10 protein-coding genes are annotated in these 11759 nt (G+C 66.6%); 5 read left to right on the top strand and 5 right to left on the bottom strand.

Annotated elements, in window-relative coordinates; genetic code table 11:
- Positions 1-110 precede the first annotated feature (110 nt).
- From ACODS2_RS01915 to ACODS2_RS01895, 5 genes are all read right to left on the bottom strand, one after another.
- Positions 111-1652 (bottom strand): NADH-ubiquinone oxidoreductase-F iron-sulfur binding region domain-containing protein, encoded by a 1542-nt coding sequence (locus ACODS2_RS01915; protein WP_488997337.1) that lies wholly within the window; start codon positions 1650-1652, stop codon positions 111-113.
- Positions 1649-2071 carry an NAD(P)H-dependent oxidoreductase subunit E gene (locus ACODS2_RS01910; protein ID WP_298168156.1) on the bottom strand — a complete coding sequence of 141 codons (423 nt, stop codon included), beginning with the start codon at positions 2069-2071 and terminating at the stop codon, positions 1649-1651. Before ACODS2_RS01910 ends, ACODS2_RS01915 begins: the two co-directional genes overlap by 4 nt.
- Positions 2072-2141: 70 nt before the next feature.
- On the bottom strand, positions 2142-3047 hold the full coding sequence (locus ACODS2_RS01905; protein WP_488997336.1) for a LysR family transcriptional regulator: 906 nt from the start codon (positions 3045-3047) through the stop codon (positions 2142-2144).
- Positions 3048-3100: 53 nt separating this feature from the next.
- Entirely contained in the window at positions 3101-4132 is a 1032-nt protein-coding gene (locus ACODS2_RS01900; RefSeq protein WP_488997335.1) for an NAD-dependent epimerase, read from the bottom strand.
- 60 nt (positions 4133-4192) lie between these two features.
- Positions 4193-5476: a nucleotide sugar dehydrogenase gene (locus ACODS2_RS01895; RefSeq protein ID WP_488997334.1), complete on the bottom strand. Its 1284-nt coding sequence runs from the start codon at positions 5474-5476 to the stop codon at positions 4193-4195.
- 290 nt (positions 5477-5766) lie between these two features.
- Between ACODS2_RS01895 and bioB the strand changes: the two genes are divergently transcribed.
- The 5 genes from bioB (at position 5767) to ACODS2_RS01870 (ending at position 11752) form a co-directional block, all read left to right on the top strand.
- Positions 5767-6843, top strand: coding sequence for a biotin synthase BioB (bioB, locus tag ACODS2_RS01890; RefSeq protein WP_488997333.1), 1077 nt, complete (start codon positions 5767-5769; stop codon positions 6841-6843).
- A gap of 14 nt (positions 6844-6857) precedes the next feature.
- Positions 6858-7994 carry an 8-amino-7-oxononanoate synthase gene (locus ACODS2_RS01885; RefSeq protein WP_488997332.1) on the top strand — a complete coding sequence of 379 codons (1137 nt, stop codon included), beginning with the start codon at positions 6858-6860 and terminating at the stop codon, positions 7992-7994.
- Positions 7991-8611: a dethiobiotin synthase gene (gene bioD, locus ACODS2_RS01880; protein WP_298166168.1), complete on the top strand. Its 621-nt coding sequence runs from the start codon at positions 7991-7993 to the stop codon at positions 8609-8611. The genes ACODS2_RS01885 and bioD overlap by 4 nt, the downstream gene beginning before the upstream one ends.
- On the top strand, positions 8608-9861 hold the full coding sequence (locus tag ACODS2_RS01875) for an adenosylmethionine--8-amino-7-oxononanoate transaminase (RefSeq protein WP_488997331.1): 1254 nt from the start codon (positions 8608-8610) through the stop codon (positions 9859-9861). The genes bioD and ACODS2_RS01875 overlap by 4 nt, the downstream gene beginning before the upstream one ends.
- 136 nt (positions 9862-9997) lie before the next feature.
- Positions 9998-11752: a hypothetical protein gene (locus ACODS2_RS01870; RefSeq protein WP_488997330.1), complete on the top strand. Its 1755-nt coding sequence runs from the start codon at positions 9998-10000 to the stop codon at positions 11750-11752.
- Positions 11753-11759: the final 7 nt, after the last annotated feature.

Genomic DNA, 11759 nt, shown 5'->3' with positions numbered 1-11759 from the left:
GTGGCCCTTCGACAAGCTCAGGGCGAGCGGGGTTTGGTGCATTGGGGAAGAGCCCCAAACCAAGACCCGCTCATCCTGAGCTTGTCGAAGGATGCTGGCGCGACGCCCAATCACTCAGCCGCTTCCTGATCCGGCACACCCACCCCGAAATCCTCGGGCCAATGCTTCAGCGCCGAGAGCACCGGATAGGGCGTGAAACCGCCCAGCGCGCAGAGCGAGCCGAACTTCATCGTCTCGCACAAGTCCTCGAGCAGCGTGACGTCTTCGGCCAAAGTGCGCGGCGCCTTGCGGGCGTTGTGCATCTGGGGGAGCGTTTCCACTCGGTCAGCCTGACGACCCGAGCGGGCGCGGATGCGGTCGATCAATTCGACGCCGCGCGTGCTGCCGATGCGACAGGGCGTGCACTTGCCGCAGCTTTCGGCGGCGCAGAAGCTCATGGCGAAACGGGCCTGCGCGCTCATGTCAGCCGTATCGTCGAACACCGTCAGCCCCGCGTGGCCGATCAGGCCTTCGGCTTCGGCAAAGCACTCATAATCGAAGTGGAGAGCGTAATCCGCAGGCGGGTGATAGGCCCCCAATGGCCCGCCGACTTGCACCGCGCGGACCGGTCGGCCCGTGGCAGTGCCGCCGCCGATATCGTTCACGAGTTCGCCGAGCGTGATGCCGAAGCCGACTTCGTAGAGCCCGCCGTGCTTGATATTGCCCGCAAGTTGGATTGGCATCGTACCGCGCGACCGGCCGAAGCCGACGTCGGCATAAGCCGCGCCGCCATTCGCCAAGATCCACGGCACCGCCGCAAGGGTCAGCACGTTGTTGACCACCGTGGGCTTGCCGAAGAGGCCTTCCAATGCGGGGAGCGGCGGCTTGGCGCGCACTTCGCCGCGTTTGCCTTCAAGCGAGTTCAGGAGTGAGGTTTCCTCGCCGCAAACGTAGGCCCCCGCGCCGACGCGGACTTCGACCTCGAACGGGGCGATATACGGCACCGCCAGCGCGATGGCGGCCTGCAGCTTGGCGATGGCGTGGGGGTATTCGCTGCGGACGTAGATATAGCCCTTGCCCGCGCCGACGGCGTGGCCGGCAATCGCCATGCCCTCGATCAGCATGAAGGGATCGCCTTCCATCACCATGCGATCGGCAAAAGTGGCGCTGTCGCCCTCGTCCGCGTTGCAGACGATGTACTTTACCGGGCCTGCCGCCTTGGCGACGGTGGTCCACTTGATGCCTGCCGGGAAGCCCGCGCCGCCGCGCCCGCGCAGGCCTGACTGGGTGACATCGGCGATGGTCGCGTCTGGACCGAGTTCACGCGCGCGCTTCAGCCCGGCCCAGCCGCCGGTCGCGGCGTAGTCTTCAAGGCTGAGCGGACGAGTCTTGCCCGCGCGGGCGAAGGTGAAGCGCTGCTGCCGGGCGATGAAGGGATGCTCGGCGATGGGGCCGATGGCCTTGTCGCTCGTTCCGGCGAGGACAGCGGCCACATCCTCAGATGTGAGCGGACCGAAGCCCTGCCCTTCGATCTCTGCCAAAGGTTCGAGCCAGTGCATGCCCCAGCTGGACACGCGCTCGACCGTGCAGCCTGCCTTGGCAAAGGCTGCGGCGACGGCGTTGGCGCCGCAAGCGAGCGCGGCGGCATCGTCGGAGATACGGACCACGGTCATGCCAGGCTCTCCACCAACGCGCCGAGTCGAGCAGCATCGAGCCTTCCGTGGACTTCATGGCCAATCATTGCAGCGGGGCCGACGCTGCAAAGGCCGAGGCAGTAGACAGTCTCGACCGCGACGCGGGGGTTATCGGGCAGCGCGGCAACCATGGCTTCGACGCCGCGTGCCTGGCAGCTTTCAGCGCGGCAAAGCTTGAGCACCGGGCGGCTTTCCGGGGCTTCGCGGAAATCATGGTAGAAACTGACGACGCCGTGGACTTCGGCGCGGGTGAGATTGAGCGCATGCGCAATGCGGCGGATCGCATCTTCCGAAACGTGGCCGAACGCGGCCTGCACATCGTGCAGGATCGGCAGCAGCGCGCCTTCGCGGCCGGTGTGGCCGGCAAGGATGGCATCGAGCTCGTCTTGATCTGTCATGCGCAAAACCCATGGGAATTCAGCGGCGCAGGTCAAATTGAATTGCCTTATGGTTGATAGATAATCTCTATTACAACGCGGGTCGCAGCCCTGCCGGTTCGAGCGCGCGGGCCGCCGCGAGCGCGGCGCGCGCCATGGGGCCGAGCGGATCGCGATTGACCACGACAAGCCCGACCCGGCGAGCCTCCTCCGCCTCATCGAACGGCAGGAAGCGCGCCCATTCCACACCCGCCATCAGCCGCGCGTAGCCATCGGGCACGATCGTGGCGAAGGCGCCCGAATGGACCAAGGCGAACAGCGCGAAGTGGCTGTCTGCCGTGGCGCGCGGCGCTGTGGCGAGCCCGCGCGCGGCAAGGCGCTCGTCAAGAATGCGGCGGTATTGCATGCCCTGATGGAGCAGGCACAGGTTCTGCGCGCAGGCTTCCTCCCAGCTGATCGCCGCGTGCTGATCGAACCCGCTGCCGCGCGCCACGAGGAAGACGTAGCGTTCCGCATAGAGCGGAACCGACAGCACATTCGCGGGCGGTTCGTGATCGAGGTAGGTGATCCCGGCATCGACTTCGAAGGCATGCAGCCCATGCTCAATCGCGCGCGAGGTGGCGGAACGGACGGAAAGCGTGATCCCCGGGTTCTGCGCCAGCAGCGCTTCTCCCAAGAGGCCGATAAGCGGAAGTGCGGCAGGGATCGCGGCAAGCCCGAACTCGCCCCTGAGCGGCGCGGCGGTAGCCGCCACCGCGCTCGCCATGCCGCTGACCGCGCCGAGGATCTGCTCGGCCCAGGGGAGCATTGCCTGCCCATATGGCGTGAGGCCGATGAAGCGGCGGTCACGCTCGACCAGACGGCGGCCGAATTCGGACTCCAGCGCGGCGAGCCCGGCCGACAGCGTGGGCTGCGAAATGCCGCAGGTGGCGGCGGCCTTGGCGAAATGCTGCTCGCGCGCGAGCGTGACGAAATAGCGCAAGTGGCGCAGTTGCATCGGAGGGCCATCCCTTGTGAGAGGAAGGGCCTATCACAGTTTGCGCCGAAAGGTCAGTCCGCCGTCTTGGCCATGTATTCAACGTACCACTTCACGAAGGCGGCAACACCGTCCCTCACGGTGGTTGCAGGCTTGTAACCCAGCTCGCGCTCGAGATCGGAGACGTCGGCGAAGGTATCCGGCACATCGCCCGGCTGGAGCGGCAGCAGGTTGCGGATGGCCTTCTTGCCGAGCGCGTCTTCGAGCGCTTCGATATACTCGGTGAGCTTTACCGGGCTGTTGTTGCCGATGTTGTAGATCCGGTAGGGCGCGTTGCTCGTCGCGGGATCGGGGCGGTGTGCATCCCAATCCGGGTTCGGCTGGGCCGGATGGTCGCAGGCACGGATCACGCCTTCCACGATATCGCTGACGAAGGTGAAATCGCGCGTGTGGTTGCCATAGTTGAACACGTTGATCGGCTCGCCCGCGATGATGTTCTTGGCAAACAGGAACAGCGCCATGTCCGGCCGGCCCCATGGGCCATAGACGGTGAAGAAGCGCAGCCCCGTCGTCGGCAGGCGGTAGAGATGGCTGTAGCTGTGCGCCATCAGCTCGTTCGCCTTCTTGGTCGCAGCGTAGAACTGTAGCGGATGATCGACGCCGACATGCTCGCTGAACGGCATGGCCTGGTTGGCGCCGTAGACGCTGCTGGTGGAGGCATAGACCAGATGCTCGACCCCGCCGTGACGGCAGGCTTCAAGAATGTTGGTGAAGCCGATGATATTGCTTTCGACGTAGGCGTGCGGATTCTCAATCGAGTAGCGCACGCCTGCCTGCGCGGCGAGGTTGATGACCCGGCGGATGTCGTTTGCGGCGAAGGTCTGCTCGACCGCGCCGCGATCCGCGAGGTTGGCCCGGACAAAAGTGTACTTCGCGTTGGTGCGGCGCGCGGTTTCTTCGAGGATCGCGAGGCGCGCTTCCTTGATCGCGGGATCGTAGTAATCGTTGACGACATCGAGACCGACGACATCATCCCCGCGTTCGAGCAGCGTTTTGGCGGTGTGGAAGCCGATGAAGCCGGCATTGCCGGTTACGAGGATTGCCATGTCATTCTCCGGCGCGGGGGAAGGCCGACCTCCGTTCCGGTGCCGGCAGTTGGTCTGACCTTAGAGGCTCCAGTACCGGATGTCATCGCGCAGACCCTGGGGCGCGACGACCGACTTGACGTCGATCAGGGCACCACCGGGGGCGAGCATCGCCTGGATCGCATCGATGCCCATGGCCGCGTAGTGATCGTGGGACACCGCGTAGATCATCAGGTCCATGCCGGAGAAGGCCTCGATCGGAGACAGTTCGATCCCGAACTCGTGGCGGGTTGCCTCCGGATGGGCCATCGGATCATGGACCAGCGGCGCGATGCCAAACTCGCACAGCTCGCGATGGATATCCTCCACCTTGGAATTGCGGATATCCGGCACGTTTTCCTTGAAGGTGAGGCCGAGAATGCCGACGCGTGCATTCTTGAGCGGGAGCCCGGCCACGGCGAGCATCTTGACCGCGCGCTGGGCGATGTAGCTGCCCATGCTGTCGTTGATGCGGCGGCCGGAGAGGATCACTTCGGGGTGATAGCCCAGCTGCTCTGCCTTGGCCGTGAGGTAGTAGGGATCGACGCCGATGCAGTGCCCGCCGACAAGGCCGGGATAGAACTTGAGGAAGTTCCACTTGGTTCCCGCCGCCGCGAGCACTTCCTTGGTGCGGATGCCGACGAGATCGCAGATCTTCGAAATCTCGTTCATCAGCGCGATGTTGATATCGCGCTGGGTGTTCTCGATGACTTTCGCGGCCTCCGCCACCTTGATCGAAGAGGCGCGGTGGATGCCAGCGTGGATGATCGAGCCGTAAAGTTCGGCGAGCGTATCGAGCGTTTCGGCGTCCTGCCCGGCGACCACCTTGACAATGCCTTCGAGCGGATGCGCCTTGTCGCCCGGATTGATGCGTTCGGGGCTGTAGCCGAGCTTGAAGCCCTCGCCGCTCTTGAGGCCGGAGGCTGCCTCGATGACCGGGGCGCAGACTTCCTCGGTTGCGCCGGGATAGACGGTGCTTTCGAACACGATGATCGTGCCGGGCGCGATAATCTGGCCGATGGCGGTGCAGGCGCCGACGATGTTGGCGAAATCGGGCCGGCAGCTTTCGTCCACCGGGGTCGGCAGGGTCACGATGAGAATGCTGCAGCCGCGCAGATCCTCGATGCTCGACGTGATGACGAGAGTGGAGGCCGCGAGTTCTTCGGGCGAGATTTCGTTGGTATAGTCATGGCCCGCGCGCAACGTGGATACGCGGTGCTCGCTCACGTCGAAGCCCACCACCGCATGCTTGCGGGCGAACGAGACAGCCAGCGGCAGGCCGACGTAGCCAAGCCCGATAATGCCGATTTTGCCGAACGCCTTCATACCAGAACAACCTGCCTCATGAACTTGGTTGTCCGGACGCTGCTCCATCCGACCTGATGACCGATGCAGGGCGCCGCTCGCATCTGCGCCGGACATGGGGCGTGTTAGCATCGGGGGTGTGAAAAAATTCCAAAGACTGGGCCAACGGCCGGGATGCCTGGCGCAAGCGAACTGGGTCCGGTTTCCAGACGTGAAATGTCCCACTGCATTTTCGGGGAAGGCAGGGCGATTCAACTCGGCTAGGAGCAAGTGTCTGATTCTCTTCCTCTACGAGCCTGACGGAGTGCGCCATGACCAACGCCGCGACTATCCCTGCCCGCGATCCGGCCAGCCGTGTCGCACCAGCGGCGCAGGCCGCAGACGGCGTGCGCACTGATTGGACGCGCGAGGAAATCGCCGCGCTATTCGACTTGCCGTTCACCGAACTGCTGTTCCGCGCTGCCGAAGTGCATCGGCGCCACCACCGGCCCGATGAAGTGCAGCTGTGCACCTTGCTTTCGATCAAGACCGGCGGCTGCCCGGAAGACTGCGGCTACTGCTCGCAATCGGTGAAGGCGGACAGCGGGGTCGAGGCGACCAAGCTGATGGAAGTGCAGGCCGTGCTGCAATCCGCCGCGCAGGCGCGCGATGCGGGATCGAAGCGCTTCTGCATGGGCGCGGCCTGGCGCAACCCCAAGGACCGCGACATGCCCGCGATCATCGCGATGGTGAAGGGCGTGCGCGAGATGGGCATGGAAACCTGCATGACGCTGGGCATGCTGAGCGAGCGCCAAGCCGCGCAGCTCGCCGAAGCGGGGCTCGATTACTACAACCACAACATCGATACCTCGCCCGAACGCTATGGCGAGATCATCACCACGCGCAGCTTCGAGGAGCGGATCGACACGCTGGCGCAAGTGCGCAAGGCGGGGATCAACGTCTGCTCGGGCGGGATCGTCGGCATGGGCGAAACGCGCGGCGACCGGGTGGGCTTCATCCATGCGCTGGCGACGCTGGAGCGCCATCCCGAAAGCGTGCCGGTGAATGCGCTGGTGCCGATCAAGGGCACTGTGCTGGGCGACATGCTGGCCGATACGCCGCTCGCCAAGATCGACGACATCGAATTCGTGCGCACCGTTGCGGCGGCCCGGATCACCATGCCGCGGTCGATGGTGCGGCTTTCGGCAGGGCGCGAATCGATGTCGGAGGCGGCGCAGGCGCTGTGCTTCATGGCCGGGGCCAACTCGATCTTCACCGGTGACCGGCTGCTCACTGCGGCGAACGCGGGCGACGATGCCGATGCTGCGCTGTTTGCCCGGCTCGGCCTCAAGCCGATGGAGGCCGAGGAGCCCATGCGCGCGGACAAGGCAGCGGGCTGCGGGCGCTAAGGCAAACGAAAGCCATGAGCGCGGGAATTGATGCTTGGGAGGCGCAGCGCGCCGATCTCGAAGCGCTAGAGGCGCGCGGACGCGGGCGCCGGCTGATCGCGCGCGAAGGCCGGGACTTCTCCTCGAACGACTACCTCGGCATGGCCCGCGCGCCGCGCCTTGCCCGCGCGGTTGGGGATGCCATCGCGCGGGGCGTGCCGATCGGTTCGGGCGGATCGCGCCTGCTGCGCGGCAATGATCCCGAGCATGAAGCGCTCGAGGCGGACGCGGCGCAGTTTTTCGGCGCGGAAAGCGCGCTGTTCCTCTCATCGGGCTATGCCGCCAACGTCGCCTTGCTGGCGACCTTGCCGCAGCGCGGAGACCTTGTGGTCTATGACGCGCTGATCCACGCCTCGATGCATGAGGGCCTTGCGCTGACGCGCGCGAACGCGGTTTCAGCGAGGCATAATGACGTTGGCAGCTTCGCCGATGCGATAGCGGATTGGCGCAAGACGGGCGGCAAGGGCCGCATCTGGCTGGCGTTCGAGAGTCTCTATTCGATGGACGGCGACCGGGCGCCGCTGGCGGACCTCGTCCAGCTTGCCGAACGGCACGAGGCGATCATGCTGATCGATGAGGCCCATGCGACCGGCGTGTTCGGGCCGGATGGGCGCGGCCTTGCTGCCGCGCTCGACGGGCGGGCGGACACGGTGGTGCTGCGCACTTGCGGCAAGGCGCTGGGATGCGAAGGCGCGCTGGTCTGCGCTCCGGCGGTGGTGCGCGATTTCCTCGTCAACCGGGCGCGCCCGTTCATCTTCTCGACCGCGCCCTCCCCGCTGATGGCCGCTGCGGTGCGCGAGGCGCTGAAGATGCTGGCGGATGAGCCCGAGCGGCGGACCGGGCTGATGGCGCGCGTCGCCCATGCCGAGGCGGCGCTGGCGCCCCATGGCGCGGATGCGACCGGCACGCAGATCATGCCGCTGATCCTTGGCGATGAAGCGCGCACCATGGCGGTTGCGGCGCGCCTGCAAGCGGCGGGCTTCGACATTCGCGGCATCCGCCCGCCGACCGTGCCCGCCGGAACCAGCAGGCTAAGGATTTCACTGACACAAAACGTCATGCCGGAAGATATTGACGCGTTGGCGGAAGCCTTGGCAGAGGCGTTGGCATGAGTGCGTTTGTTGTAACCGGAACCGATACCGGTATTGGCAAGACCGTCTTTTCCGCCGCCCTCGCCGGCGCGCTGGGTGCCCACTACTGGAAGCCGGTGCAGTCCGGGCTGGCCGACGGCGCGGACAGCGACAGCGTGGCGACGCTCGCCGGACTGGCCGCCGAGAAGATCCTCCCCGAAGCCTATCGCCTGACCGAACCGCTTTCGCCGCACCGCGCGGCAGAGCTGGACGGCACGGTCATCGATCCCGACTGGCTGATGCTGCCCGAAGCGCGGCCGCTGGTGATCGAAGGCGCAGGCGGCGCGCTGGTGCCGCTGACGCGCGAGGTGACCTATGCCGATGTCTTCGCGCGGTGGGGGCTGCTCACGATCATTGTCGCGCGCACGGCGCTGGGCACGATCAACCACACCCTGCTGACCATCGAGGCACTGCGCGCGCGGCGCGTGCCGATCCACGGCGTGGCCTTCGTCGGCGAAGCGAACGAGGACAACGAGGCGACCATTTGCGAAATGGGCCAGGTGCGGCGGCTGGGCCGCCTGCCCCTCCTGCCCACGCTCGAGCCGCAAACGCTGATCGGCGCCTTTGTCCGGGGGTTCTCCCTCGACGACTTCACGTGAGCGGCTCCGCCGTCTGGCACCCGTTCACCCAGCACGGGCTGGGCGAGCCGGTTCCGCTGGTGACGCGCGCCGAGGGCGCGGCGCTCTATACGGCTGACGGACGGCGGGTGATCGACGCGATCTCCTCGTGGTGGGTGACGACGCACGGGCACTGCCATCCGCGCATTGTCGAGGCGATCCGCGCGCAGGCCGGGGCGCTGGACCAGTTGATCTTTGCGGGCTGGACCCATGCGCCTGCCGAGCAAGTGGCAGCAGGGCTCGTCCAGCTGATGCCCCGCGAACTGACGCGGGTATTCTTTTCGGACAGTGGGTCGACCTCGGTCGAAGTCGCGCTCAAGATGGCGCTGGGATATTGGGCGCATACCGCGCGGCCGCGTTCGCGCATTCTCGTGCTCGAAAACAGCTACCACGGGGATACCATCGGCGCGATGTCGGTCGGCGCGCGCGGGGTGTTCAACGCTCCTTATGAGCCGCTGCTGTTCGATGTGGGCTGCATTCCTTTTCCCACAGGTGACGGCGCCAACACGCTGGAGGCGCTGGAAGCCGCGTGCCGCGAAGGCCCGGCGGCCTTCATTGTCGAGCCGCTGATTCTGGGCGCAGGCGGCATGCTGATGTACCCACCGGCGCTGCTAGCCGCTATGACCGAGATCTGCCGCCGTCACGAGGTGCTGCTGATCGCCGACGAAGTGATGACCGGCTGGGGCCGCACCGGCACCCTGCTGGCCTGCGAGCAGGCGAGCGTGGTGCCGGACATCCTGTGCCTTGCCAAGGGGATCACCGGCGGTTCGATGCCGCTGGCAGTGACCATGGCGCGCGAGGATATCTTCCTGGCGCACTGGTCGACCGACCGGGCGAAGATGTTCTTCCACTCCTCCAGCTACACCGCGAACCCGATTGCCTGCGCGGCGGCGGCGGCGAACATCGCGATCTGGCAGGAGGAGCCGGTGCTCGGGCGGCTGGCCGACCTTGGGGCGCGGCAGCAGGCGCTGCTCGACAGGCTGGCGCTGCTGCCCGGCGTGGGGGCGGTGCGCCGCTGCGGAACGATTGCCGCGCTCGATCTGGAGGTTCCCGACGGCGGCTATCTGTCCTCGCTCGCCCCGCGCCTGCTGACCCTGTTCCGCGAAGCGGACGTGCTGCTGCGCCCGCTCGGCAACACGATCTATGTCATGCCGCCCTATTGCATCGACGAAGCCGATCTCAGCCGGATCGGCGATGTGATCGAAATGGCCGTTCGCGCTGTTAGGCTGTAACGCCCTAAGGGAAAACCCCGAGCGTTCGGCCAGACTAGCGCAACACAGAAAAATGGCCGCTTAAGCGAATCCGCTGGGAGCGCATTAAGGCGCCTCCGGCACATCCTTGCCGCGTCCCCTTGCCGGAGAGCGTGCCATGGTCCGCCGTGCCCTGATCGATCCCTTTCGCCATGTTGCGAACCAGGTGCGCCCTACGCTGCGCATCGCCGTGCTGGTGGCCTTGCTTGCAGCCTGCGGGCCGGCGCACCTGCAGCGCACGGCCGAGATCACATCGCCGATCGGGACGGCGCAGGCGGCAGGTTCTGCGGCAAGCGGCGCGGCAAACATCGCCCAGCAGCCGCCGATGGTGCTGGGGGTGCAGACGCATTTCAGCCAAGGCTGGTCGCCTTCCACTCTCGCCCTCGCGCGGCAGGTCGGCGCGCCGATGCTTCGCGATTCGCTGCCCTGGGCCGAGAGCGAGAAAGTGCGCGGCAGCTACACCTTCACTACCCCGGCGGCACAGGCGCTGGCCTCGGCCTGCGCGGGCGGGCAGCGCCTGCTGCTGACGGCGGTCCCGTCCAACCCGCTTTATGATGGCGGCGGGTGGGTTTCGAGCACAGCCGGCAATGCGGCTTTTGCCAGCTACCTTGCGGCACTGGCGGACCGCTTCGGGTCTTGCCTCGCCGCGATCGAAGTCGGCAACGAGATCAACGGGCCGGGCACGCTGGTCTATCCCGCCGGGGTCGACCGCGCCGCCGCCTATGTCGCAACGCTGAAGGCGGTGCGGGCGCGGATCGGCGGGCGGGTGGCGATCCTCGGCGGATCGACCAACATGATCGGCACCGGGTTCCTCCGGACCCTGTTCGCTGCCGGGATGCTGGCGACGGTGGACGGCATCGCGGTGCACCCCTATCGCTCACGCGCGGAGGGGCTGGATATCGAGCTCGCGCAGCTCGGTGCCGCAATGGACAGCGCGGGCAAGCGCGTGCCGATCTGGGCAAGCGAATTCAGCATCGACAGCCGCAACCAGCCGTTGGCCGCCGGAGAACTGGTCAAGCAGGCAACCATGCTGGCCGCCGCAGGTGCCGCGCAGGCAAGCTGGTATGCGCTGATCGACCAGCGCTGGTTCCCGAACATGGGGCTTTATGCCGGCACTGCCGCCAAAGCGCAGGCGGGGGCCTTCCGGCTGATGCAGCGCCTGCTGGCGCGCGGGCGGCCGCAGCGGCTCGATCTTGGCGATCCGCTGCTGTTTGCCTATCGCTTCGGGACGGACACGACCGTGGTCTGGGGTGCGCCGCGATCGCTCAGGGTCGAAGGCGGGCAGATCAGCGACGCGAGCGGCACACCCGCCGCGCTCGCGCAGGTCAGCGAAAGTCCGCTGGTGATCACCGGCTCCACCGCGATCCGCTTTGGCGCCTCCACCTGGATCGCCGACACGCTGATGGGTTGGGGCACGCCGCAGTGGCGCTATGCAGCGCGGCTTAAGGCCGATACCAGCTACCGCCTGCCGCTGTTCGACGATCAGTTCACCAGCTACTTCGGCGACCGCTGGTATCGCCCGCTGCGGATCAACAACGCCTCTGCTGCGCCGGGCGGCACGGCTGCGGCGCCGATCCGCGCGGTGTGGCGACATGTCGCGCCGGTGGCCGAAGCCATCGACGTGGGAGGTTGCTTCGCCAAGGCCGCTGGCGGTGACGGCGTGGACCTCACCCTTACCGCAGGCAGCAAGGTGCTGTGGCGAGGGGTGTTGACCGGGCGTACGCAACTGCCGCCGCTCAGCGCCAATCTTGCCCCCGGCGATGCGCTGGAGCTCGTGGCCGGGCCCAACCAGACAGCGGGCGGGGACTCGTTCTTCGTGCGGCTCGTGCTGTTCCAGCGCGGCGCTGGGGAGCCGGTGGTCTGCCCGGAGTGATCGCGGA

This window comes from Novosphingobium sp. FG137 (assembly GCF_057809735.1).
Note: the sequence above shows the minus strand (reverse complement) of the source record. Positions and strands in the feature narration are given on the sequence as shown.